This window comes from Vibrio xiamenensis, from assembly GCF_900100015.1.
GTDB classification, from domain to species: Bacteria; Pseudomonadota; Gammaproteobacteria; order Enterobacterales; family Vibrionaceae; genus Vibrio; species Vibrio xiamenensis.
Map to the genome: position 1 here is coordinate 273,362 of NZ_FNDD01000003.1, position 25,645 is coordinate 299,006.

A 25,645-nucleotide genomic window follows, 5' to 3' on the forward strand; every position below is an offset into this window, starting at 1 on the left:
GTGCTGAACACTTCGGCTTAGTTGCCAAAGATTATTGGGGATCGATGTGCAGTTATCAACCGCGCGCCGCCAACTTGATCATTTTGTGATGGCTTTAATATGCATTGAGTTGCTATTAGATGTGGTATTGCCTAAGGTCAAATAAGGCATTTGGCTTGGTACTTATGATGGAAGCTCCACAAATCCCTGGTAATGAACAACAGCGGCTCGATACCTTATCTAGCCTTAAGGTGCTTGATACAGGCTCAGAAGAGCGTTTTGACCGTATTACTCGCCTCGCTCGGCGCCTGTTTGACGTGCCGATTGCGCTGGTGAGTTTGGTGGATGAAAACCGTCAATGGTTTAAGTCTTGTTATGGGCTGGATACGCGTGAAACCGGGCGGGATATTTCATTTTGTGGTCATGCAATTTTAGGTGATGAGCCGTTTATCGTCGAAGACGCCAGTAAAGACTCGCGTTTTTGGGATAATCCTTTGGTGGTTGGCGACCCTAATATTCGCTTTTATACTGGTGTTCCGTTGGTGCACGAAGATGGCATGAAATTGGGCACTTTGTGCATCATCGATTCGCGACCACGTCACTTAGATTCAGACGCGCTCCATGATCTGATTGATCTGGCTAAAATGGCAGAAATGGAGTTATCACTGACTCATCACGCCTCAATGGACGATTTAACCAATATTTCCAATCGTCGCGGTTTTATGCGTTTGGCGACCAAATCAGTCAATCACTGCCAATATGGCTCGATCCCTTATTCATTGGCCTATTTTGACTTAAATGGATTTAAGGCGATCAACGATCAACATGGACACAGTGCTGGTGATGAGCTGCTCAAGCAATTTGCCAATATTTTAAAAGTGAGTTTTCGCGATTCAGATGTGATTACCCGTTTGGGCGGCGATGAATTCGCAGTCTTGATGTCAGGCGCTGCGCAAACCGTGGCGCATATTGCAGTGCAGCGTTTGGAAAAAGCAGTCGAAGCCTTTAACCGAACATCAAGCTTACCTTATCGGTTGTGTTTCAGCTTTGGGGTGGCGTCGAGTTCTGTGCAAAAACATTTATCCTTGATGCAACTGCTCGAAGAGGCGGATAAAAAAATGTATCAGCACAAGCGAGAACGCAAAGCAAAGCTCGCCAATCAAGATTAACCCAGCGGCGATTGCGCGGGTTGACCGCTATTAATCTATAACCAGTTGAATTTAAATCATAACCTTTGTGAAGTTTAAGTAATAACCGTTGTGAGGGAATATCGCGGCTAGCGAGATTGGCGTAATGGTGGAATCAACTGTTGCAAATTGTCCACAGTGATTGAGGCGTAGCGGCGAAAATCTTGATGCTGAGGATGAAAATTGACCAAGCAACTGGGTGTTCCTGCGTTAATCGCCGTATTTAAATCGTGAATGTAGTCACCGACATACAGTAATTGGTGCGGCTTAAGTTGCCATTCATCCAGCAGAGCGAGTAAGGCATCTGGCTGAGGTTTTGGCGCAAAATGTTCGCGGCTAATCAACCTTTCAATATTCAATTGATGACGCTCAAGTTTGATTTGCGCCGCCTCTAAGCAATTACGGGTGACGATCGCGGTATGAAGTTTTAGCTCTGCAAGTGCTAAGATCAACTGCTGGGCTCCGGGCATTAAGTGCGAATGGCGCGCGTCATCCAGTTCATGATCGATGATCACCTGCATCGCGCGCTGTGATTCGGCGAGTGTCGCTTGATTGTTCGCATGCTCAAGCAAGTCGACCGTCGGCGAGCAGCCGATTTGCTGGCGCAGCCAGGCGAAATCGAGCGCCGAACTGACCAAGGTATTATCCAGATCAAACACCACCGCTTGAATACTGGGCCAATCAATCACAACAGGCTGCATAATTTTCTCACAACAAAGCTAGCGTTTCGCTGGCCTTAGGTTAGGCGAATTGTTTTTCTAAGTATGCGACGATGTCCGATGATTCATACATCCATTCGACGCGGTCGGCGTGGTCAATACGCAGGCATGGCACTTTGACTCGTCCGCCGCCTTGCTCTAGTTCGGCACGATGAGCCGGGTTATTTTTGGCGTCTTTAAGCGCGAAATTGACCGACTGGCGCTTCATTGCGCGGCGGACTTTGACGCAAAATGGGCAGGCTTCGAATTGGTACAAGGTATGATTTTTCGCTTTATTATCAACTTCTTGCTGTTGATCTTGACTGCGTTTAAGGCCTTTTGGTGACAATAGTGTACTGAGCAGTAGAATCAGTTTGCCGAGCACCCAACGAATGGCGGTCATGGTTATCCTTTTTAAAACGTTAATCATTGATGGTTTGCCATTGTAACTATCTGTTAACTCAACGCCAACCGCAGCAGAACAACAATGCGGAGTTTGCCTGCGCTGGCTTATTCACGCTAAGGCGTCAAACACGTCTTCGCGTGACGGGAAATATGCCCCGCTTCTCATCTCAATGTAAATCCATGCGCATTAAATCATTTGTTATAAAATTGCCAATTTTTGTAAACGTTTTCTAGATACTCATCCCTATTAAATTAGATATATATCACAAGTAAATTGCGTTTTTGGTATTTATGAGTTAACTTTGTGGAAACGTTTACATGTTGTGGTTTTTATCACAGAATTGATGGCGCTGGTGCTCTAGACTCTATGCCATTCAAGAAGAGTCACAGTAGCGCGTAACAGAAGTTAGCAGACGAGGTGAAACGTGGAAGTTCTTATCACAGGTGGAATGGGGTATATCGGCAGTCACACATGTGTCGAGATGATTGAGGCGGGAATGACGCCAATCATTATCGATAATTTGTGTAATGCCAAAGCGGAAGTGCTCAATCGAATCGAACAGATTACTGGTGTCAAACCGCTGTTTTTGCAAGGTGATATTCGTGATGAAGCGTTTTTAGACTCGCTGTTTGCTGCCCACGACATTCACTCCGTGATTCACTTTGCAGGTTTAAAAGCGGTTGGTGAGTCGGTGGCGAAACCACTCGAATATTACGACAACAACGTCAACGGCTCTTTGGTTCTCGCGCGAGCAATGCGCAAAGCGGGCGTGAAACGTCTGGTGTTCAGTTCATCGGCAACCGTATATGGCGACCCTCAGCAAGTGCCGATCACTGAATCTTCCCCTGTTGGTGAGACGACCAACCCTTACGGCACCAGTAAATTTATGGTCGAGCAGTGCTTGACGGATTTAGTGCACGCCGAGCCTGACTGGAGCGTGACGTTACTGCGCTACTTTAATCCAGTCGGCGCTCATCCATCGGGTCTGATGGGTGAAGACCCGCAGGGCATTCCAAACAATTTGATGCCGTTTATCGCTCAAGTCGCGGTTGGTCGCCGCGAAAAACTGGCGGTGTTTGGCGATGATTATTCCACCAAAGATGGCACTGGCGTGCGTGATTACATTCATGTCATGGACTTGGCATCCGGTCATATCGCAGCGTTAAAAGGCGTGGGTGAAAAAGCTGGGCTGCATGTGTTTAACCTCGGCACAGGGCAAGGCTCAAGCGTGCTGGAAATGGTGCAAGCTTTTAGCCAAGCGTGCGGCAAGCCAGTCGCGTACGAGATCTGTCCTCGTCGCCCTGGTGATATCGCTGAGTGTTGGGCGAGTACCGAAAAAGCTGAGCGTGAACTGGGCTGGAAAGCTACTCGTAGTGTTGCTGAAATGGCGGCAGATACTTGGCGCTGGCAATCCAATAACCCGCAAGGTTATTGATGTTTGGGTTTTCAATTTTTGGCTTATCGATTTTTAGCTTATCGGTTTTTAGCTAAGTAAGGTTTGAGTAATTGGATCATGACTATGTCGAATACAGAATTTAATCCGGTCGATCATCCACATCGACGCTTTAATCCATTGACTGGCCAGTGGGTGCTGGTTTCACCGCACCGCGCCAAACGTCCTTGGAGTGGTCAAGATGAAAAACCATCAACCCAACAACTGCCTAGCTATGATGAGTCGTGCTTTTTGTGCCCGACCAACAAACGTATTTCTGGTGATGTGAACCCAAACTACACCGGCACTTATGTGTTTAAGAATGATTTTGCTGCATTGATGACAGATTCACCCAATGCGCCGCAAAGCGATGACCCACTGTTTAAAATTCAAGGTGCACGAGGCCTTAGCCGCGTCATTTGTTTCTCTCCCGATCACAGTAAAACCTTGCCGGAGCTGTCGGTGCCAGCGATTCGCGGCGTGATTGATACTTGGAGTGAACAAATCGCTGAACTTGGCCAGCAGTACGTCTGGGTTCAGGCGTTTGAAAACAAAGGCGAAACCATGGGCTGTTCTCAGCCTCATCCTCACGGCCAGATCTGGGCGAACAGCTTTTTGCCCAACGAGATTGAACGCAAAGACCACAACTTGCGCGCCTACTATCAAGCTCACGGCAGTAACTTGTTGGTCGATTATGTGCAGTCGGAGCTCAAAAAAGCCGAACGTATTGTGGTGGAAACCGAGCATTGGGTTGCCTTAGTGCCGTATTGGGCGGCGTGGCCATTTGAAACCATGTTGCTACCGAAAACTCATATTCGCCGCTTCAGTGAATTGACTGGCGAGCAGCGCGACGATTTGGCGTTGGCGCTGAAAAAGCTCACCAGCCGTTATGACAACTTGTTCCAATGTGCGTTTCCATACTCGATGGGCTGGCATTATGCGCCGTTCTTTGAGGTTGATGCAGCGTTCTCTGATACCAGCACTGACCACTGGCAGTTACATGCGTTGTTTTATCCGCCACTGCTGCGCAGTGCCACGGTACGCAAATTTATGGTTGGCTACGAAATGCTGGCCGAAACTCAGCGCGATTTGACCGCTGAACAAGCAGCGCAGCGGCTACGAGATTTATCCGATGTGCATTACAAACACGCGTCGGCTAACCAATGATCGGCCCGCGGATTCGTCCCTATTTTGTTGATCGCTCAGTGCGATACCAACCCTAATTTGAGAGAGATTCCCATGTCTGACCCGAAAAACAATGTTTTGGCTTCGTTTGCTCACGTGTTTGATGCTGCGCCAGATTTCCTGCTGCAAGCCCCAGGGCGCGTTAACCTCATCGGTGAGCATACTGACTATAACGACGGTTTTGTGTTGCCGTGTGCGATTGACTATCAAACCGTGGTTGCAGCGCGTAAACGCAGTGATTCATTGGTGCGTGTGGTGTCGTCGGATTATCAAGACGCGCTGGATGAGTTTGACCTTAGCCAAGAGATTAAGTTTGTCGACGACAAAATGTGGGCGAACTACATTCGCGGCGTGGTCAAGTGCTTGTTAGACAGAGGTCATTCGCTGGGCGGTGTGGATTTAGCCGTCAGTGGTAACGTGCCGCAAGGTGCGGGTTTGAGCTCGTCAGCGGCGCTGGAAGTGGTGATAGGCCAAACATTTAAAGAATTGTTTTCGCTTGATATTTCGCAAGCTGACATCGCGCTCAATGGTCAGAAAGCCGAAAACGAATTCGTTGGCTGTAATTGCGGAATCATGGACCAGTTGATCTCAGCCAAAGGCGTTGAAAATCATGCCTTGCTGATCGATTGCCGCAGCCTAGAAACTCAAGCGGTGTCGATGCCTGAAAACGTCGCGGTGGTGATCATCAACTCGAACAAAAAACGCGGCTTAGTGGACAGTGAATACAACACACGCCGAGCTCAGTGCGAAGAAGCCGCGAGCATTTTTGGCGTTAAAGCGCTGCGCGATGTTTCGCTGGATGAATTTGAAGCGCGTCAGAGCGAACTAAGCGCTGTCGTGGCTAAACGCGCAAGACACGTGATTACTGAAAACGCGCGCACGCTTGAAGCGGCGCAGGCACTGACAGACGGCGACATGCAACGCCTTGGTCAATTGATGGCGCAGTCGCACGTGTCAATGCGCGATGATTTTGAAATTACGGTCAAAGAAATTGATACCTTAGTTGAAATTGTTCAAGGTGTGATAGGGGACAAAGGTGGGGTACGTATGACTGGTGGAGGCTTTGGAGGCTGTATCGTATCATTGATGCCGCCTGAGTTGGTCGACGACGTGAAAGCGGCGATTAACCAAAAATACCAAGCGGCCACGGGGCTTAAAGAAACAGTCTACGTCTGCCATGCCAAAAACGGTGCTGGCTTAGTTAAGTAATCAAGGAGCACAGAGTGACCCACCCACTATTTGAGCAAATGAAAGATGAGCCTGCCTATGACGGCCAGCCTGCAAAGCTGGTGGAATTAGAAAACGCCTCAGGTATGCGCGCGGTATTTATGGATATCGGCGCGACTTGGCTCAGTTGCAGTTTACCCTTGGCAAACGGGGAGAGTAGGGAAGTGTTATTGGGCGTTGACTCAATGCAAAACTTCAAGCGTCAGCAAAGTTACATGGGGGTAACTGTTGGGCGTTACGCGAACCGTATTGCCAAAGGGGCTTTTACACTCAACGGTCACGACTACGTGGCCGACATAAATCAAAATGGCAACTCGTTGCACGGCGGCGCGAAGGGGTTTCACGCCCTGCGCTGGGAGATTGAAAATCAGTCTAAAGCGAGCGTGACGTTTGCGATTCACTCACCAGATGGCGATCAGGGTTTTCCCGGCAATGTGGTGGTGAAAGCCACTTATACTCTGAGCGATGATAACGCGCTGCAAATTGACTATTTTGCTGAAACCGACAAGCCAACGCCGCTTAATATGACCAATCATGCCTATTTCAATCTTGATGGCACTGAGCACACTTGCCTTGAACACGAGCTGTGGCTTGATGCACCATGGTATTTGCCAATTGATGAAGTGGGCATTCCCAATCAAGATCCAACGCCGGTAACGGGGACGGGTTTTGATTTCACCAGTGCGAAAACGTTGGGGCAAGACTTACTCACCGATGCGCAGCAAAAGCCGCATCAAGGTTACGATCATGCCTACTTGTTTGATGGCAAGCGTGATGTGAGCCAAGCTGTGGCGCGTTTGATTGGCGCCGATAAGCAAGTGACTTTGCATGTTTACACCGACAAGCCTGCGATTCAACTGTATAGCGGTAACTGGTTGGCGGGTACGCCCGGTCGCGGCGGACAAGAGTATCAAGCCTATAACGGCGTTGCGCTAGAAACGCAGTTTTTGCCAGATTCGCCGAATCATCTTGATTGGCCGCAGCCAAGCTGCATTCTTGAGCCAAATCAGACATATCAGTCCAGCACTCGTTACGCATTTAGCTGCTAATTGTTAATGGCATAAATGTTGTTGATGGCATAAATGCAAAAAGGCTTACCAAGGTAAGCCTTTTTTAATCGGAAAATTTTGCTGCAACGTGCGATGGTTTGCGGTTTAGTCGTTAAGATTTTTCACCGAATCGCGTTTCACCATGGTTGGTGAATAGCGCATTGGCTCAGGCTCTGCGATCCCTTCACCTTTGGCCAACTCAAGCGCCAAATTTGCCGCTTTCTCTGCCATCATCTGAATTGGGTAACGGACCGTGGTTAACCGCGGTTTGACGTAACGCGCGATAAAGCCGTCGTCAAAACCGACGATGGAAATCTTGCTTGGCGCGTCAATGCCGTTCTCTTCGAGCACCGACAGTGCACCTGCCGCCATGTAGTCGTTGTAAGCCACGACTGCAGTGATATCAACCGCTTTGGTCAACAGATGGGTCATCGCGGTTTCACCGCCTTCACTGTTGGGTTCGCCGCTTTCGATGTAGGATTCTGGCAAGCTGATGTTGTACGCGCTAAGTGCATCACGGTAGCCGCTGATGCGCGCGTTGACGTCTTCGATCTCATGACTTGAGGTAATGCAGGCAATTTTACTGTGCCCTTGACGAATCAGAAACTCGGTCGCCAAATAGGCGCCTTTGTGATTGTCGAGAGACACGCAGCGATCCGCGAGTTCGGGAACATGGCGATTGATCAGTACCATGCCTTTGGATGCTTTAGAGAAGTCGATAAGTTCTTGATCAGAAAGTGCTTTGGAGTGAATAACCAGCGCGTCACAGCGGTTGTTGATTAGTAATTCAATGGCACGGCGCTCATCTTCGGCGCTGTGGTAACCATTGCCCACCAACAGGTGCTTGCCATTTTGATGAGCGATGGTGTCGACGGCTTTCACCAGCGTACCAAAAAAGGGGTCGGAGACATCGCCAACCAGCACACCCATGGTGTTAGTGCTTTGACTGACCAGAGCGCGGGCTGCGGCGTTTGGGCGATAACCCAAATCGCTCATGGCTTTACTCACAGAATCGATCGATGCTTGACTGGCTTTAGGGGATTTATTGATAACCCGAGAAACCGTAGCAACAGAAACGCCAGCGGCTTTTGCTACGTCTTTGATGGTAGCCATGCAGTTTACTTTCCTAAATCGACAATTTTAGGAGATTAAACACTGTATAACTGCCCAACGCAAATAATGAATCTTTTGAACGGATTAAATGAGATTAAACACTAATATTCGCTGCAATTGTGGCCGCTTTCACTGCGGTTTTTCCTACTTGGTCAGCTTCCCGAGCCCTTTAGTGATAACGATTACTGTTACTGGCGTGGTTTAACCGACATTCTCCTTACCATGGTTGGTACATAAATTCGCACTTCATCATTTACCGATGCACCACATGCCAATTTGAGCGCTAAATGTACCGCTTTTTCCGCCATCATTTGAATGGGATAGCGCATGGTGGTCAGTTTAGGGCTTAAGTATTTAGCGATGATACCGTCGTCAAAACCGATGAGGGAAATATCGTCGGGAACGGAGTAACCGTTTTCATCTAATACCGAAAGTGTCCCTGCGGCCATGTAGTCGTTATAGGTGGCAACCGCAGTGAGGTCGAGGTTTTTCGACAGCAAATTGGTCATCGCTTCCTCGCCGCCAATTTCAGTTGGCATGCTGCACTCAATAAATGCGGGCTGATGTTTGATGCCGTGCGCTTTGAGCGCGGCAAGATAGCCATTTTTACGTTGGATGGTGTCTTCAATTTCATGGTTTGAACACACGTAACCGATGCGGCGATGACCCATTTTGATCAAGTGTTCGACCGCCGCGTAAGAGCCGCGATAGTTATCGAGAGCAATACAACGCTCGCCAATTTCGGCAATATAGCGATTGATCAGCACCATCGAAGGCTTCTCTTGAGCGAAGCGAATCAACTCTTCATCACTGAGCGCTTTACTGTGAACCACCAAAGATTCACAGCGACTGTTGATCAGCAGTTCAATCACTTCGCGCTCAAATTCCGCGTTATGGTAACCATTGCCAATCAGCAGATGCTTGCCGTGCTGAATCGCGATTGAATCAATCGCTTTGACCATGCTGCCATAAAATGGGTCTGACACATCGCCTATCAATACGCCAATGGTGTTGGTTGATTGACTGACCAAAGCTCGCGCGTTGGCGTTAGGGCGATAGCCAAGCTTTTTCATCGCATTTTTCACCAGTTGCTTGGTACTGGCACTGGCGTGTGATGAGTTGTTCATCACCCGTGACACAGTGGCGACGGATACGCCCGCCTCTTTTGCGACATCTTTTATGGTTGCCATACTGGCCTCAGTTAAGTAGAGCCGCGCCTTGGCTTAGCGCGGAGTAAACCTTGCGCTAAGCCAAGGCGTTGCAAAAATCGAGCAGCGCATAGGCGCCAAACTAGGCGAGATAAGCAGAGCTATCCTCGCCGAGTCGATCACTTAGGCACTTTTGGCCAGATTGTTTTGATCGGTGACGATCTTGAGGCTTTCACCTTGCTCATCGAATAGGTGAATGTCCTTATAATCGGCGTACAGAGTTAAATCTGAGTATGGGCGAATGCGAAAATCGCCAGAGTTGAGGAATTTGAAATCGTCCACGCCATAGCTTTGGCCAAACACATAAGTGCTGCTACCCAAGCGCTCGACCACTTCGGATTGGAATGGGAAAAGGATGTCGCCGCTATCGGTGTTGAGGTGCTCAGGGCGAATGCCGACAGTGATCACTTGGCCAGGTTGAGTTTCATGCGCCGTGATCGGCAGAGTCAGAGATTGGTGCTGATTACCAAGTTTCACTGTCAATGCGTTCGGACTCCAACTTTCAACCAGTGCGGGAATAAAGTTCATTTTCGGTGAACCGATGAAACCGGCGACGAATTTGTTTTGCGGATGATAATAAAGATCCATCGGGCTACCCACTTGCTCAACGCGACCTAGGCGCAGCACCACGATTTTATCTGCCAAGGTCATGGCTTCGACTTGGTCGTGGGTGACGTAGACCATGGTTGATTTGAGCTCTTGGTGCAGTTTGGCGATGTGTAAACGCATTTCAACGCGCAATTCGGCATCAAGGTTAGAAAGCGGTTCGTCAAATAGGAACACATCTGGGTTGCGAACAATTGCTCGGCCAATCGCAACACGTTGACGTTGACCACCAGACAGTTGCGCAGGTTTGCGATCTAAAAGTGCTTCAAGTTGCAGCGCTTTGGCCACTTGGCCAACTTTCTGTTCGATCTCGTTTTTTGGTGTTTTATTGACCTTGAGCGCATAACCCATATTTTCTGCTACCGACATGTGCGGATAAAGTGCATAAGATTGAAACACCATAGCGACGCCGCGCTGTGAAGGTTGCACATCATTAACGATGCGATCTTTGATCGCAATCGTGCCTTCCGAAATGTCTTCCAGTCCGGCAATCATGCGCAATAAGGTGGATTTACCGCAACCTGATGGACCCACGAAGACGACAAACTCTCCATTTTCTATGGAAAGGTTTACATTGTGGATGGTTTTTACATCACCAAACCGCTTGATTACGTTAGATAATTCAATCGATGCCATAGGGCGTATCCTTCATGATGGTTCAATGTAAATAATTGAAATTCAATGGTTTAAATTGTTTTTTCGACGATAATGCTTAAGTGTTGCAGCCATTATAGAGGTTTAGTGTAAACGTATTCCATTTTTTGGGCTTTTTTTGTGTATGTTGTCACGAATGTGAGTAAAAAACGTAGTCAAAACGGTAAGTAAGGGAATATTTTAAATGGGTAATCGTTTTCCCCGGTTGCAAACAACAATAACGAGATTTGCATCCTACACCTCACATTCAGGAGACGTTATGAAAAAACGTACGCTCACAGCTATGACCGTTGCCCTTCTGGCAGCAGGTTCACTTACCTCACTTAATGTCTTTGCCGCTGGCAGTTTGCTGGTGTGGGAAGATATTCAAAAGTCAGTGGGAAATGACGAAGCAAAACAAGCATTTGAAAAAAAATACGACGTTACTATTAACGTTCAAGAGCTGCCATATGGCGGTCAGGTTGAGTCGTTGCGTATGGACGGTCCTGCGGGCACTGGCCCGGATATTATCAACCTGCCTCACGACCAAATCGGCAGTGCTGTCGTGCAAGGTTTGTTAACGCCCTTGCAAGTGGATAAGTCCGTATTGGATACGTTTACACCATCAGCAATTCAAGCCTTGACATATGAAGGTCAGCTGTATGGGATTCCCAAAGCGGTAGAAACCGTGGTGATGGTGTACAACAAAGATTTATTGCCAGAATTGCCAAAAACCATGGACGAGCTGTTTGATGTCTCAAAGCAGTTTCGTGCCAAAGGCGATTATGGCTTGCTCGCCAAATGGGATGAGATCTACTACAGCTACGGCATCATTAAAGCGATGGGCGGCGACATTTTTGGCAAGAAAGCAGATGGTAGCGACGATCCGAACAAGTTGTTGCTCAACAATGACGGCGCAGTGAAAGGCGCAGAGTACGTACAAAAATTCTTCACCGAAGGGTTGTTCCCAAGCGGTATCGTTGGTGATTCTGGCCTTAACGCTATTGATTCGCTGTTCACCAGTCAACGCGCCGCTGTGGTACAAACTGGCCCTTGGTCATTCCAGCCATATAAAGACGCGGGTATCAACTACGGTGTTGCACCGCTGCCAGTATTACCTAACGGTAAACACATGGGCTCGTTTATGGGGGTGAAAAGCTACAGTATTTCCACTTACTCTAAAAACAAAGACTTAGCGCTTAAATACATCGAGTTTATCAACAACTACGACAACGCAAAACGTCGCTTTGAGTTAACCGGCGAAGTGCCTGCGGTAAAAGCTCTGATTGACGATCCAATCATCAAAGACAACGAAGGCGCTCGTGCCGTTGCGATGCAAGCACAATACGCAACACCAATGCCTTCTATTCCAGAAATGAACGAAGTTTGGGGTCCGGCCAACAGCGCATTGCAGTTAATTGCAACCGGCAAACAAGCGCCTAAAGATGCACTTGATAACGCGGTAGATTCGATCCAAATGCAGATCGAAGCTAACCACGCAATGATGGGGCTATAAGTCGAGTTGGTCAGCCCCTTTACTGGGGTTGGCCTTTTGTTGTGTTTAGGAAATCTGCTATGCCTACCTTATCTCCCGACCTATCACCTAGTGATATGGATACTAAAACTCAGCACAGAATGTATGCGCTTTGCCTTGCTGTGATCCCAGGCGGCGGCCAGGTTTACAATAAACAGTTGGCCAAAGCGGCTATGTTTTTTGTCTTTCTCGTGAGTTTCATCGGCGTCTTTTATAACTTTTTGACCAATGGTTACTGGGGACTTTTTACTCTCGGTGAATCGTTGCCGCGTGATAACTCGGTGTTCCTGCTTGCGAAAGGGATCATCTCTGTCATCGTGTCGATTTTTGGCTTAGGTGTTTATGCGCTGTCGTTTTTTGATGCTTACCAAAATGGCAAATTGCGCGATGAAGGCAAAGAGCTGAATTCAATTCGTCGTCAATATCGCACCATTGTTGAGTCGGGTTTTCCGTATTTGATGGTCACACCGGCGTTTATTTTGCTGGTATTTGTGGTGGTGTTCCCGATTGTGTTCGGCTTTGCAATCGGTTTTACCAACTACAACCTGTATAACTCGCCACCGGCCAAATTGGTGGATTGGGTTGGGCTGAAAAATTTCATCAACATTTTCAAAATTAACTTGTGGCGTAAAACTTTCTTTGACGTGCTGCAATGGACGGTAGTGTGGACTATGTTGGCGACCACGCTGCAATGTTCGGTCGGCGTGTTACTAGCGATTTTGGTTAACCAAAAAGACCTAAAATTCAAACCTTTAATTCGCACCATTTTCATTTTGCCATGGGCGGTTCCAGGGTTTGTCACTATTTTGATTTTCACCGGCATGTTCAATGAAACCTTCGGTGTGATTAATAATGTGATTCTGAACTTTTTTGGCATCGATCCTAAGCCGTGGTTGACCGATCCGCTGTGGACCAAAACGGCGCTGATTCTGATCCAAACTTGGCTCGGATTCCCGTTTGTGTTTGCTATGACCACCGGGGTGTTGCAGGCGATTCCCAAAGATCTTTATGAAGCGGCAACCATTGATGGCGCAAGTAAATTTCAACAGTTGAAAACCATCACGATTCCGTTGGTACTGTTTTCGATTGCGCCGATATTGATTACTCAATACACGTTTAATTTCAACAACTTCAATATTATTTATCTGTTTAACAACGGCGGCCCTGCGGTGATTGGGAGTAACGCGGGCGGTACGGATATTCTGGTGTCGTGGATCTACAAATTGACCATGTCGTCTTCGCAATATTCGATTGCTGCAGCGATCACTTTGCTGCTGTCTATCTTTGTGGTCGGTATCGCGTTGTGGCAATTCCGTATGACCAATTCGTTTAAAGAAACCGATGAACGCTAAGGACAGATCATGAGTATCAAAAGAAGCAATGCGATTCGCCTGACCTTAAGCTACGCGCTGATTATTGTGGTCAGTATTATCATCATTTATCCGCTGCTGTGGACCGTTGGGGCGTCGTTTTACCCAGGTAACAGTATCATGGGTGAATCGATTTTCCCCGATCATCCTACTTGGAGCCATTACCTGACTTTGTTTGAAAACAGTAAGGTGTCTTACCTGACTTGGTACTGGAACAGCTTGAAGATCAGTGTGCTTACTATGGTGCTGACATTAATCAGCGTGTGTTGTACTGGCTATGCGTTTTCACGCTTTCGCTTTAAAGGGCGCAAAAATGGCCTAGTGCTATTTTTGCTGCTGCAGATGGTGCCGCAATTTTCGGCGTTGATTGCGATATTTGTTTTGGCACAAATGCTCGGTTTGATTAACAGCCATCTCGCGTTGGTATTGGTGTATGTCGGCGGCATGATTCCGATGAACACCTATCTGATGAAAGGCTATTTGGATGCGATTCCAAAAGATCTCGATGAGTCGGCACGTATGGACGGTGCGGGTAACTTTCGCATTTTCATCGAAATCATTATGCCGATTTCCAAACCGATCATTGCTGTGGTGGCACTGTTCTCGTTCACCGGTCCGCTTGGTGACTTCATTCTCGCTACCACGATTTTGCGCACCCCGGAAAATTACACTTTGCCGATCGGGCTTTATAACCTCGTGGTGGAAAAAATGGGCGCAAGCTACACCACGTATGCCGCAGGTGCGGTACTGATTTCCATCCCAGTGGCGATTTTATATTTATCCCTACAGAAATATTTCGTCTCTGGGCTAACTGCAGGTAGTACCAAAGGATAAAACAATGAAAATAACCAAACGCTTTACCCTATCCGCACTGGTTGTCGCCAGTGTGTTGGTGGCCGGATGTCAGTCAACTGAAAGCACTGACGCCCAGCCAGTAAGCAGTGCAGTCAATCAAATTGCACCCGCAAAAGTGAGTGATAATTTCATCAAAGGCGTCGATGTTTCGATGATTCCTGAATTGGAAAAATTGGGCGCCAAGTATTACCAAGATGGCAAGCAGATGGACCCTGTCGCTATTATGGCTGACCACGGCGTGAACTATTTACGCATGCGTGTGTGGGTCAATCCGCAAACCTTGCAAGGAAAAGCGTACGGCGGTGGCAATTCTACGCTTGAGCGTGCGATTGAAATGGGTAAACGTGCACACGATCACGGCATGAAATACCTGTTAGATATCCACTATAGTGATTTTTGGACCGACCCAGGTAAGCAGTTCAAACCAAAGGGTTGGGAAAAACTTAACTTTGACCAATTGGTTAGCAAAGTCGCCAGTTACACCGATGAGGTGATGAAAGCGCACCGTGATGCCGGCGTTATGCCAGACATGGTGCAAGTGGGTAACGAGCTTAACAGTGGCATGTTATGGCCAGAAGGCAAAAGCTGGGGCGGCGATGGCCATGAATTTGATCGTCTAGCCAAGCTACTCAAAGCGGGTATTGGCGAAGTGAAAGCCGCGTACAAAAAAGGTGAGTCAGTCAAAATCATGCTTCACCTAGCCAAAGCGGGTGACAACGGACTATTCCGCTGGTGGTTTGATGAAATCACTAAACGCCACGTCGATTACGACATCATTGGCATGTCTTACTACCCGTACTGGCACGGTCCAATGGCGAAAGTGAAAGAGAACATCGATGACATCGCGGCGCGCTATAACAAGCCGGTGATCATTGCTGAAACCGCTTATGCCTATACCAGCAAAAACGGCGACCAACTGGAAAACAGTTTCACCGGCGAAACGCCGTTTGAAGGCTACCCAGTCACCGTTCAAGGTCAAGCTCAATATCTGAAAGACATTATGGAACTGGTCAACAGTGCACCGAATCATCTTGGTATCGGTATTTTCTACTGGGAACCGGCTTGGCTACCTGTTCCAGGTGCGACTTGGGCAACCCAAGAAGGGATGGCTTACACCGACGATCATTGGAAACCGGGTAACTCTTGGGATAACCAAGCCCTGTTTGACTTTAAAGGCAACGTGTTGCCATCAATGAACGTCTTCAAAAGCGAATAACTACGCGAATTAGGGATTCTTGATATGAAAAATTTCTCACCGATCATACCTAAGGTGAACACTTTGCTCCACGGGGCGGATTACAACCCCGAACAGTGGCTTGATCGCCCAGATATTCTGGAAAAAGACATCGAGCTGATGAAGCAGACCCACTCCAACGTCATGTCGGTGGGAATTTTTAGCTGGGCGACACTCGAACCTGAAGAAGGTGTGTTTGACTTTCAGTGGCTGGATGAGGTGTTGGATCGCCTCCATGCCGCTGGGGTTAATGTGCTATTGGCAACGCCAAGTGGTGCGCGTCCAGCTTGGTTATCAGAAACCTATCCAAGCGTATTGCGTGTTAACGCCGCGCGGGTCAAACAGCTGCATGGCGGACGTCATAATCACTGTTACACCACGCTGGAATATCGCGAAAAAGTTAATATTATCAACAGCAAACTGGCTGAGCGCTATGCGCATCACCCGGCTGTGATTGGCTGGCATATTTCCAACGAATACGGTGGCGATTGCCACTGCGAATTCTGCCAAGATGCGTTTCGCGCTTGGTTAAAAAACAAGTATCAATCACTGGATGAGCTGAACAGTAAATGGTGGAGCAAATTCTGGAGCCACACTTATCAAAGTTGGGAGCAAATCGAATCGCCTTCACCGATTGGTGAAAACGCTGTTCACGCTCAAAACTTGGATTGGAAACGCTTTGTCACAGAGCAAGTGACGGATTTTTGCGTTGAAGAGATCAAACCGCTTAAGGCGCAAAACCCAGAGTTACCGGTCACGGCTAACCTGATGGAGTACTTCTACGACTACGATTACTGGAAATTGGCCAAAGTGATCGATATTGCGTCGTGGGACAGCTACCCATTATGGCATAAAGGCGACGATGATTTGGCACTGGCGTGTTACACCGCCATGTATCACGATTTGATGCGCAGCCTTAAAGACCAACCATTTTTGCTGATGGAATCCACTCCAAGCCAAACCAACTGGCAACCGATCACTAAGCTGAAAAAGCCAGGTATGCACCTATTAGCCTCAATGCAGGCGGTAGCGCACGGCTCTGATTCAGTGCAGTACTTTCAGTGGCGTAAGAGCCGCGGTTCGTCAGAAAAATTCCACGGTTCGGTGGTTGATCATGTCGGCCATGTTGATACTCGTGTGGGTCGTGAAGTGGCGCTAGTGGGTAAAACGCTTGAACAAGCATCGGCCCTTGTGGGTAGCCGTACTGAGGCGGAAGTGGCGATCATTTTCGACTGGGAAAGCCGCTGGGCAATGGATGATGCGCAAGGTCCGCGTAATCAAGGCTTGTTCTATGAGCAAACTGTCAACGACCACTACCGCGGATTTTGGCGGCAAGGCATCAATTGCGATGTAATTGAACAGCTAAGCGATTTTTCCACTTATAAAGTGGTGGTTGCGCCGATGCTGTATTTGATCAAACCCGGTGTTGCTGAGCGCCTCGAGAAATTCGTTCAGCAAGGTGGCGTGTTAGTCGCGACTTACTGGACTGGAATTGTCGACGACAACGATCTGTGTTTCCTCGGCGGTTTCCCAGGCGGCGAGGGCAGTGCGCTGCGCCGTACTTTTGGGATTTGGGCTGAAGAGATCGATTCATTGTATGACGAAGAGTCGGTGACAGTACTGGCTCATAACAACAATGAACTTGGCCTCAAGGGCGGTTATCAAGCACGTCATCTGTGCGAGTTGGTTCACCTAGAAAGTGCCAGCGAATTGGCGTGCTACGGCAGTGACTTCTTCGCTCATATGCCAGCGGTAACCAAAAACAGCCTTGGTGAGGGTGTTGCCTACTACATAACTTCCAGAAATGATCAACGTTTCCACAAGGATTTTTATGCAGGTTTGGCAAAGCGTCACAATTTGAGTTTGTGTATTGAGACTTGCCTTCCTGAAGGGGTATCCGTCACTCAACGTCATGACCAAAACCACACTTACACCTTCATTATGAATTTTAATGCTTATCAAACTCCATTGATTTTAGACGATAAAAACTATATCGACCTGCAGTCAGGTGAACTGGTTAAAGGCACGTTAAATCTGAATCCGTATCAAGTAAGAATCTTGAAAGTATAACGTACTCGGTCATTGAATTGCTAAGCCGACCTTATTAAGGTCGGCTTTTTTTATGCAACAAAATCGTGATCAATTTAACAAATAATAAAACAGTTTTTTATTTTGTGGTAACGTTTACACAAATGTGAACTGTGCGAAAGTTATCAATAAGCGATGAATATATAGTGAGGATGAATTTTACAAAATGAGCTTCTTTAGAAGCCGCGATAACGAACAGAAACAATAAAGGACATACTGATGAGAATGAACTTAAAACCCCTAGTTCCTGCGATCTTGGTCGCGCTATCAACCGTCCCAGCTTATGCAGTGGATTTTACAGGTTACGTACGTGCAGGTACGGGTATCTCGGCCAATGGCGGTGGTGTTGAAAGTGGTGATGAGTTTAACAAAACCACCTTAGGCCGCTTAGGTAACGAGTTTGATACCTATTCAGAGATTGGTCTTGGTCAGGAATTGTATAAGCAAGAAGACAAAACCATTTATTTCCAAAGTATGTTCTCGTTCTCATCTGACGGTGAACTGGATTCTGAAAGCACCTCTGACGGCAACGCAGATGTCGGCCTCAAGCAGCTAAACCTGCAAGCCAAAGGCTTTATTCCTTCGGCGCCAGAAGCTACTTTGTGGGCCGGTAAGCGCTTCTACCAACGCCATGACTTACACATCATCGACTCTAAATACTGGAATATTTCTGGTTACGGGTTTGGTCTAGAAGGACTAAAAGCCGGTCCTGGCGCTTTATCGACCGCGATCATTCGTGGTGACCAATCCGGTTATAAACTCACCGGCACATCAACTACGGTCAGCGATGGTGTCAATGTTAACTATCTCGATGTGCGTTACGCCGGCTACCAGCCTTGGTCTGGCGCTTGGACTGAAGTGGGCGTTGATTATGCGATGCTTAACACCACTGATAGTCAAGATGCCGCTGATTTTGTTGCGGATAACGGCGTGATGTTAACTGCAGAAATCAGCCAAAGCTTTTCTAAAGGCTACAACAAAACCGTATTCCAATATGGCAACAAAGGTTTGGCACAAAACATGATTTCGCAAAATGGCGGTTGGTATGACACTTGGAGCGGTGACATCAGTGATGCGCAAGGTTTCCGTGTTATCAACACCGGTGATTTTAACGTTAGTGACAACATCATGTTCAACCACGTGATCACTTACGGTTACGCGCAAGACCATGGTGACTGGGTTGATGACCAAACCTTATTGTCTGTGGTTGTACGCCCTCAATATACTTGGTCTGAACATAACAAAACTGTGTTTGAACTTGGCTACTTCTCAAATACCAAAACTTGGGATGGTGGCAGCGAGGACAAATCTGCGGGTGAGAAATTTACTGTGGCACAAGTGCTTAGCGCCGGTAAATACATCATGGCACGCCCAGAGTTACGTCTATACGCCACTTACGTAAAAGACAACGAAAGCGAGTCGTTTAACGACAGCACTGAAGACAATGACATCCGTGTCGGTGTTCAAGTGGAAGCTTGGTGGTAATCCGAATTGGCAGTGCTTTGGCACTGCCTTTTTGTCTGTTCAAAGAGCTCGATTTTGTCATCGGGCTCAACACTTTGCGGCGGCGCCGCGAATATCTGGGTTGTTGCGAACGCCTTCTATGATTTCCCCGATCTTTTCGCAACCAGTGATTTTTAGTGTCGACCCACACGTGATATTCCACTTCGAATTTAGGGATCAAATTCGAGTCATTGCCAATTTTGTATACAAGCTAAAGCGCAAGGTAAAGGAGTGGCGCACAGCTGACTGGAATAACCCACCTAAGCCCCATTTCAGATAGGTTCCAAATATGACGTCATTAAAATTCAAAAATAAAATCCTGTTGATGATGATACTGACGATCGTGGCCACGATCGGTGTGTCTTACATCAGCGTTAAATCGGTGATCAAAGAGTATATTTACCAATCCTCAATGCAGAATATCACCAAAGATCTTGGTTTGATGAAGGGCAATATTTCTAATTACGTGGTGAGTAAGCTCAACCTAGTGGAAAGCGTCGAATTTGGCATCATGAATATCAAATCGACCAAAGAGAATCTCGGCTTTGACCGCGTGGTCAAGGTGATGAACAAAATCGCTTTGAGTGATGAAGGTTCAATGTCCGAAGACGATGTTAAATATTACACTGGCATCGCGAAAACCCTCTCAGAAGGGATTAAAATCGGCGAAGTGACCCAACATGGTAGCGATCTTTCGATGACGGTGTCGCGTAAAAAACGCAATATTGTTGACTTCTTTGTCCTCAATCTAAATGCCGTTGCAGGCGTGATTGAAAAATTTAATTCCAAAGGGACTTATTATCAACTCAGCGCGCCAAATGGGGTGTCTATTTACTCGAATAAGCCGAGCAATCGGGATATGCAAGGCCAACCGAGCAATATTGAAATTGGCGATCAAACCTGGGTATTGACCAGTTTTATTGATGATGAATACATACTGGCGCAAACCGCCAAAATTAATAACAAAGTCACCATCTATTTGGTGGCTTGTGCGCTGATCATGCTGCTGTGTAGTGGTGTGATGTTGCAATGGCTGCTTAAGCCGGTGGAACGTCTGAAACACTTAGTGGGCGGATTAACCGCTGGCGAGGGAGATTTGACTCAGCGTCTTACCGTCAATAGCCAAGACGAATTTGGTCAAATTTCTCACTCTATCAATCAGTTTATGGCGCAGATCCAAGAGATTTTCTTGCAGATCAAATCCACCAACCGTTTGATTGAACCACTGATTCTGGAGCTTAATGACCAGTCGAAGAAAAATATGGACTCCGCCGAACAGCACCATCATGAAACTCAAGATATCGTCGCTGCGATTGAAAGTTTGACGCGTTTGTCTGGGCAGGTTCAGCAGGGGACTTCACAAGCCAGTGAATATGTTGAGCTAGTCAAAGATCGCATGTCGGAGTCGTCTAAGGCCGGGGCGCAAGCGGTGAGTCGTATGGATACACTTGCTCAAGATGTCACAGCGATGTCGACCTCGGTTGAGCAAATTACCACCGATTCAAACGCGATTGGCGATATTCTCGATACCATTAAACAAATTGCTGACCAAACCAATCTGCTGGCATTAAATGCGGCGATTGAAGCGGCGAGGGCGGGTGAGAGTGGCCGCGGCTTTGCGGTCGTGGCTGAAGAAGTGCGTACTCTGGCAGCGCGTACCGGCTCGTGCACCGGACAAATTGACGATCTGCTCGCCACCTTTGCGACTACGACACAAACCGTGCAGAAGAAAATGACCACCACCGAGGAGAATTGCCAGGCCTCGGAGTCGAGCTCGGCCACAGTAATGGCCCAGCTTGAAGCCATGTCGCAAGCGGTTGAAAGTATTTTGCAGCAAAACCATCAGGTCGCGGATATTGTCGATCAGCAGAGCAGTTTGATGTCGTCGGTTAACGACAATATGAACGGCTTAAGCCGCATCGTCGAAACCATGAGTCAAAATGAAAAAGTCGCCTATGAAGCGAGTAACAAGCTCACCAGTATGTCGCAGTCGTTGTCTGGCTATATTGCACGCTTTAAAACCGAATAACTGCGATTAAAAAACCACTGCCTTTGCGTCAAATCGTTTAGATTTGGCGCTTTTTTTATTTGCAAATGATTGTAAATAACAAAGCTATACCATCAGTTGGAGCTACTCGCTTAGCTGCTCAATCGCGACAAAATTGAGATCGCTTGGCGGGGTGATGGTGACACCCGCGACGGCGCGCTCCGCGTAGGTCTGTTTCGCCTGCTTTGGCGCTAGGAAGGTGATGGTGCTTTGGCCAAAATCGATCACGCCAATGGCCACATTTTTGATCTCGACACCTGCTTCACTGGCCGCTTGATGGGTAAACTGGCGCAGCACGATAATACGAGTGACGTCTTCCATCTCTGCGCGTTTTTCCGCCCAAGCACTAAATTCACTGGCGTTGTCGGCATTAAAGCTGATGTTGATTTGAGGGCTGCTTAGAAACAGCTTTTGAGCTTGACTGCGCGCGGCAAAATAGCGGGCAAATTCGTCTAGCGGGCAGGCGACGTCGGTAGTTAACATTTTGATTGTCCTAATCGTTTTTACCCTATCGGGCTGCAAAGACGCAGCGATGCTGCGTTTGCTGGTTGCTAAGCAGTATAACCACCTAGCTGATGCAAGGCTTGGACAAAACCAGCAAATTAAGTTTGCACTGCTTTGCTAAGGACAGAGGCGAGGCGGTTTAAGCGAGCTTACAGATACAACTCACTTTGGGCGGCGCTAAATAACGCGCGAGTGATCTGCTCAAGCAATTTGGATTGCACAGCCGCATGTTGCCAGTACAGAGGTTCGTCAAGCCAAACGTCAGGAGCTAATTGTACCACTTGCCCACTTTGCAGCGCGTTGTCGAGTAGCCCCTCAGCCACCATGCACCAGCCCATATGTTGAGCGGCGCCAGTGACTAGGCCGACAGAGTTGGGCATATAGTGCACTTGCTCTGGTGTTAGATGTTTTCCGGTCAGTTTGTGTATAAAACGGGTTTGCAGCGGATCTTTGCGGTTATAGGCGATCATCGGTGCGCGGCGAAATGCCTCGGTTGTTAAACCCTTGGCAAAATAGCGCTCGGCAAATTGCGCTGAGGCTACTGCGCAGTAATGCATGTTACCCAGTAAATGGGAGCGGCAACCTTGCAGTGGGGTTTTCTCCGACGTTAAAGCGCCAATCGCAGTGCCATTTTTTAAGTAATCGAGCGTGTAATCTTGGTCATCCACGCACAAGTCAAACAGATGGCCGTGCTGCTGATGCAAACCCGTTAACGCAGGAATCAGCCAAGTGGACAGCGAGTCTTCATTGACTGCGAGCGAAAAACGTTGGTTGTGCTGGCGGTCGTCAGGAACAAAATCCGCCATCACTTCGCTTTCAAGTAGCGCCATGGGTTTGACTTTACTCAGCAGTTTTTCTCCTGCTGGGGTGGGTTTGCAAGGTGTTTGGCGAACCACTAACAGCTGACCGATGCGATCTTCTAAGGTTTTGATGCGCTGTGAAATGGCGGATGGCGTGACCGATAAGCGCTTAGCTGCTGCTTCAAAGCTGGCTTCTTCAATCACGGCGATAAAGGCGGCGACTTGAGGTGACAGTAAACTCATTAAATGACCCAGAATTAGAATTTCTTAACTTTATTTAGATTATATCGTTTTTCTAATTAAGTCATGATGGCGATAATGCGCAGCACGGATTCTTTCACTATCACAACCACTATGTTTCTATCTTCGTTAGCTACAGGGTTTACCACTGGTGCCGGTTTAATTGTTTGTATCGGCTCGCAAAATGCGTTTGTACTGCGGCAAGGACTGCTGCGCAGCCATGTCGGTTTGGTCGCCGCAGTGTGCATCGTCAGTGACGTTGTGCTGATTGCTGCAGGCGTGTCTGGGCTTGGATTTATTGTCGAGCAGTGGCCTCACCTTTTGCAATGGGTGCGTTATGCTGGCGCGCTGTTTCTTGGTTTTAACGCACTTCAAGCGGCGCGGCGCGCATTTTCAAGCGCTGATGCTCTTAATCCTAGTCAGCAAACTAGCGCCAGTCGCCAGCAAATTTTACTGTCGTGTTTAGCCTTTACTTGGCTCAATCCCCATGTGTATCTCGATACGGTGTTTATGCTTGGCAGTTTGTCGCTTCAGTACCAAGATGGCAGTCAATGGCAATTTGGCTTTGGCGCGATGTTAGCGAGTGTGGCTTGGTTTGTTTCGATAACTTACGGCGCGAGGCTTTTGCTGCCGCTATTTAAAAATCCTAATGCGTGGCGTGTGCTCGATGGGTTGGTGGGGTTAGTAATGGCTTACTTATGCCTGGGGTTAGTGTTGACGCCACTTGGGTGAACAGAGCGAGGATGAGTGATGGTGTGCAGGCGATGGTCTTCGCCTGCACATTTTATTGGTCGACAAATTTTACGGGTTGATAAATTTCAGTGATCGATAAAGCGTGGGTTTAAAATTGCGCCATGGTTAAGTTGGCAAACATGCCGTAAAGATCGCCTTCAGGTTTAAATTTCGCGGCCAGATCAACATGTATAAAGGGGAGTATGTCTAACATGACACCTGCGGTATAAAATTTGTTGTCTTGATCGGTCGCGTAGTTGCGCTGGTAACCACCGCGTAAGGTGATACCCGAGACTAAATGCAAAGAACCGCCAGCGCGGAACCATTGCTGGTTATCGTCAAAGTGGTTAAAGCCGCCAAATTGGTTGAGGTCGTAATCAGCGCTGAGCTCAAAATCTCTAAAGAACACGCCTACACCGGTAGTGAACTGCGGGGTAATTTTATAATTGAAATTTGTTGCTGAAGTTACGTCCGGGCTTTTGTCCAATTTTATGGTGTACGGAATCAAGTTAATCGCGGTAATCCCAGCACGGAACGGGCCGCTTTCCCAGGCAACACCAGCGTCAAAGTTAATCATCTCTTCTTTGGTGCGGCTGCGGGTTTTGACAGCGCCGTTACCATAATCGGCAACGCTCGATTGCAGTGAATAAGCGCGCAGTTTTTGCAGTTTGGTGGTGATGCCTACGCCATATTGTTGACCGGCAAAAGCGACCTTGTTCGCGACAGTAAAACCAAAATCCGAACCGCCAAGCTGCACGGTATTCACGCGGCTATTTTGCGCTTGAGTGGTGGCATCACTGTCATCGCTAAGTTCCACCGCCATGTCTTGGCTCGCAAAACCAACGGTATAGAAGCCAAACGATTCCACCCAAGGATTGTTGGTGCTGTCTTTAGCGCCGACCGAAAGTGCCGCGCTTACACTTTCGTGTTCTACCGCACCATCAAGACTGGCAAGGGTCTCACTCAGCCCACTTGTATCACCAGCCAAAATTTGCTGATACGCCTCATTGGCGTGGCGAGTTAAGTGATTCGGGTTGTCATAGTCATAGCCAATACTTGGAATGGTCATTCCGCCAATACTTTTATCACTGACGATAGAAAGTAAGCCCGGGTTGTACATAGCGGCGCGTGTGACATCGGAAGCCACAATAGTGACACCGCCCATCGCGTAAGTTCTTGCGTCAAAGATTTTGTATGTCGCATGAGCCGAATGTGAAATCAATAACGAACTTAATAAGGTAAAAGTAACAGTGGATTTTTGTTTATTTAGCATAGTGGGTTTTCCTTAACGTATATGCTAAATACATCGGCGGAATATATAAAATAATTAATTAAATATGCATATTTGTAATGAATTGAGATTTAGCTTCAAATTAATTAAGACCGTACGGGATAGGGTGTTTTGTGGCGGTTTTAGCGGGCGAAAAACGTACTATAAAATATGGCAGAATAATGAATTGAAATTCATTTTAAAGTCAGTGGAATATCGCTAATCTTATCAATTCGCCAGCCGTATTATATTGATAACTTGTGGCTGGCGAATTTGTTTGGCATCAAGCTAACTGGCCATGCAGTCATTCAGTTTACTGCGCACTTTTCGTGCTGATTCAATGATCTTATCTTGCAGAATCAGCCCTTTTTGCATGTCTTGCTCAATCATTAAACTGACTTTTTCACGGCTTGCTTGCACATCGTTGCCATGTACGACGGCGTCGATCATCGCGTCGTGATAACGCTTGGGGTAATGTTGATAGGCGGTATACGAACATTGCGCCATTTTCTCAATTCGATCGTTGGCTGTTTCAGTCAAACTGGCTAATTGTTCACGGCTTATATTGAGTTCGCGTGCGCGTTCTTTCAATTGCTCGAGAAATATCGGAGTTGTGCTCTCAATATAATTGGCTACGTATTGGTTTTTAAGTTCTTCTTCTGCGGAATTAGAGCAAGCAGAGATAAGCAAACTTAACGCAACAGCAGTAGCAAAACGCATAAAAAATCCTTGTTTATTGGAGTGA

The 25,645-nt window shown here is 47.6% G+C and carries 22 protein-coding genes; 13 read left to right on the plus strand and 9 right to left on the minus strand.

Annotated features, from left to right (window positions below):
* The first annotated feature begins 167 nt into the window (after positions 1 to 167).
* The gene (locus tag BLS03_RS04375; protein ID WP_093270224.1) at positions 168 to 1,148 is read left to right on the plus strand and encodes a sensor domain-containing diguanylate cyclase; all 981 of its coding nucleotides are present in this window, start codon (positions 168 to 170) and stop codon (positions 1,146 to 1,148) included.
* A 107-nt stretch (positions 1,149 to 1,255) separates the two neighbouring features.
* On the opposite strand, the gene BLS03_RS04380 is transcribed toward BLS03_RS04375, so the two are convergent.
* A complete protein-coding gene (locus BLS03_RS04380; protein WP_093270227.1) occupies positions 1,256 to 1,867 on the minus strand; it encodes an HAD family hydrolase in 612 nt (203 codons plus the stop codon).
* Between the two features lie 40 nt (positions 1,868 to 1,907).
* Positions 1,908 to 2,267 carry a glutaredoxin family protein gene (locus BLS03_RS04385; RefSeq protein ID WP_093270229.1) on the minus strand — a complete coding sequence of 120 codons (360 nt, stop codon included), beginning with the start codon at positions 2,265 to 2,267 and terminating at the stop codon, positions 1,908 to 1,910.
* Positions 2,268 to 2,694: 427 nt separating this feature from the next.
* Between BLS03_RS04385 and galE the strand changes: the two genes are divergently transcribed.
* The 4 genes from galE to galM all read left to right on the plus strand — a co-directional run bounded on the left by galE (position 2,695) and on the right by galM (position 7,163).
* A complete protein-coding gene (gene galE / locus BLS03_RS04390; RefSeq protein WP_093270232.1) occupies positions 2,695 to 3,705 on the plus strand; it encodes a UDP-glucose 4-epimerase GalE in 1,011 nt (336 codons plus the stop codon).
* A gap of 84 nt (positions 3,706 to 3,789) precedes the next feature.
* Positions 3,790 to 4,869 (plus strand): UDP-glucose--hexose-1-phosphate uridylyltransferase, encoded by a 1,080-nt coding sequence (locus BLS03_RS04395; RefSeq protein WP_093270235.1) that lies wholly within the window; start codon positions 3,790 to 3,792, stop codon positions 4,867 to 4,869.
* Between the two features lie 72 nt (positions 4,870 to 4,941).
* Positions 4,942 to 6,096 (plus strand): galactokinase, encoded by a 1,155-nt coding sequence (gene galK, locus BLS03_RS04400; RefSeq protein ID WP_093270238.1) that lies wholly within the window; start codon positions 4,942 to 4,944, stop codon positions 6,094 to 6,096.
* Positions 6,097 to 6,110: 14 nt separating this feature from the next.
* Positions 6,111 to 7,163, plus strand: coding sequence for a galactose-1-epimerase (gene galM / locus BLS03_RS04405; RefSeq protein WP_093270241.1), 1,053 nt, complete (start codon positions 6,111 to 6,113; stop codon positions 7,161 to 7,163).
* A 105-nt stretch (positions 7,164 to 7,268) separates the two neighbouring features.
* On the opposite strand, the gene BLS03_RS04410 is transcribed toward galM, so the two are convergent.
* From BLS03_RS04410 to BLS03_RS04420, 3 genes are all read right to left on the minus strand, one after another.
* Complete coding sequence (locus BLS03_RS04410) at positions 7,269 to 8,276, minus strand: substrate-binding domain-containing protein (protein WP_093270244.1); 1,008 nt, start codon at positions 8,274 to 8,276, stop codon at positions 7,269 to 7,271.
* A gap of 188 nt (positions 8,277 to 8,464) precedes the next feature.
* Positions 8,465 to 9,466, minus strand: coding sequence for a substrate-binding domain-containing protein (locus BLS03_RS04415; RefSeq protein WP_093270247.1), 1,002 nt, complete (start codon positions 9,464 to 9,466; stop codon positions 8,465 to 8,467).
* 141 nt (positions 9,467 to 9,607) lie between these two features.
* Entirely contained in the window at positions 9,608 to 10,726 is a 1,119-nt protein-coding gene (locus tag BLS03_RS04420; protein ID WP_093270250.1) for an ABC transporter ATP-binding protein, read from the minus strand.
* A gap of 277 nt (positions 10,727 to 11,003) precedes the next feature.
* Between BLS03_RS04420 and BLS03_RS04425 the strand changes: the two genes are divergently transcribed.
* The 7 genes from BLS03_RS04425 (at position 11,004) to BLS03_RS04455 (ending at position 21,336) form a co-directional block, all read left to right on the plus strand.
* Positions 11,004 to 12,239 carry an extracellular solute-binding protein gene (locus BLS03_RS04425; RefSeq protein WP_093270252.1) on the plus strand — a complete coding sequence of 412 codons (1,236 nt, stop codon included), beginning with the start codon at positions 11,004 to 11,006 and terminating at the stop codon, positions 12,237 to 12,239.
* A 59-nt stretch (positions 12,240 to 12,298) separates the two neighbouring features.
* On the plus strand, positions 12,299 to 13,609 hold the full coding sequence (locus BLS03_RS04430; RefSeq protein ID WP_281241227.1) for a sugar ABC transporter permease: 1,311 nt from the start codon (positions 12,299 to 12,301) through the stop codon (positions 13,607 to 13,609).
* A 9-nt stretch (positions 13,610 to 13,618) separates the two neighbouring features.
* Positions 13,619 to 14,461, plus strand: a complete 843-nt coding sequence (locus tag BLS03_RS04435; protein ID WP_093270255.1) for a sugar ABC transporter permease — start codon at positions 13,619 to 13,621, stop codon at positions 14,459 to 14,461.
* Positions 14,462 to 14,465: 4 nt separating this feature from the next.
* The gene (locus BLS03_RS04440; protein WP_176765519.1) at positions 14,466 to 15,698 is read left to right on the plus strand and encodes a glycoside hydrolase family 53 protein; all 1,233 of its coding nucleotides are present in this window, start codon (positions 14,466 to 14,468) and stop codon (positions 15,696 to 15,698) included.
* Between the two features lie 24 nt (positions 15,699 to 15,722).
* On the plus strand, positions 15,723 to 17,786 hold the full coding sequence (locus BLS03_RS04445; RefSeq protein ID WP_093270258.1) for a beta-galactosidase: 2,064 nt from the start codon (positions 15,723 to 15,725) through the stop codon (positions 17,784 to 17,786).
* Positions 17,787 to 18,023: 237 nt separating this feature from the next.
* Positions 18,024 to 19,289, plus strand: a complete 1,266-nt coding sequence (locus BLS03_RS04450; RefSeq protein WP_093270260.1) for a maltoporin — start codon at positions 18,024 to 18,026, stop codon at positions 19,287 to 19,289.
* A 307-nt stretch (positions 19,290 to 19,596) separates the two neighbouring features.
* Positions 19,597 to 21,336: a methyl-accepting chemotaxis protein gene (locus tag BLS03_RS04455; RefSeq protein ID WP_093270263.1), complete on the plus strand. Its 1,740-nt coding sequence runs from the start codon at positions 19,597 to 19,599 to the stop codon at positions 21,334 to 21,336.
* Positions 21,337 to 21,438: 102 nt separating this feature from the next.
* On the opposite strand, the gene BLS03_RS04460 is transcribed toward BLS03_RS04455, so the two are convergent.
* Entirely contained in the window at positions 21,439 to 21,837 is a 399-nt protein-coding gene (locus BLS03_RS04460; protein WP_093270266.1) for a hypothetical protein, read from the minus strand.
* Between the two features lie 170 nt (positions 21,838 to 22,007).
* The gene (locus BLS03_RS04465; protein WP_093270269.1) at positions 22,008 to 22,901 is read right to left on the minus strand and encodes a LysR family transcriptional regulator ArgP; all 894 of its coding nucleotides are present in this window, start codon (positions 22,899 to 22,901) and stop codon (positions 22,008 to 22,010) included.
* A 75-nt stretch (positions 22,902 to 22,976) separates the two neighbouring features.
* Here BLS03_RS04465 and BLS03_RS04470 point away from each other — a divergent pair, with 75 nt between their 5' ends.
* Complete coding sequence (locus BLS03_RS04470; RefSeq protein ID WP_245696579.1) at positions 22,977 to 23,630, plus strand: LysE/ArgO family amino acid transporter; 654 nt, start codon at positions 22,977 to 22,979, stop codon at positions 23,628 to 23,630.
* A 109-nt stretch (positions 23,631 to 23,739) separates the two neighbouring features.
* Here the strand turns inward: BLS03_RS04470 and traF are convergent, their stop codons facing one another.
* Entirely contained in the window at positions 23,740 to 24,903 is a 1,164-nt protein-coding gene (gene traF / locus BLS03_RS04475) for a conjugal transfer protein TraF (RefSeq protein WP_093270272.1), read from the minus strand.
* 285 nt (positions 24,904 to 25,188) lie between these two features.
* Positions 25,189 to 25,620, minus strand: coding sequence for a hypothetical protein (locus tag BLS03_RS04480; protein ID WP_093270276.1), 432 nt, complete (start codon positions 25,618 to 25,620; stop codon positions 25,189 to 25,191).
* Positions 25,621 to 25,645 lie beyond the last annotated feature (25 nt).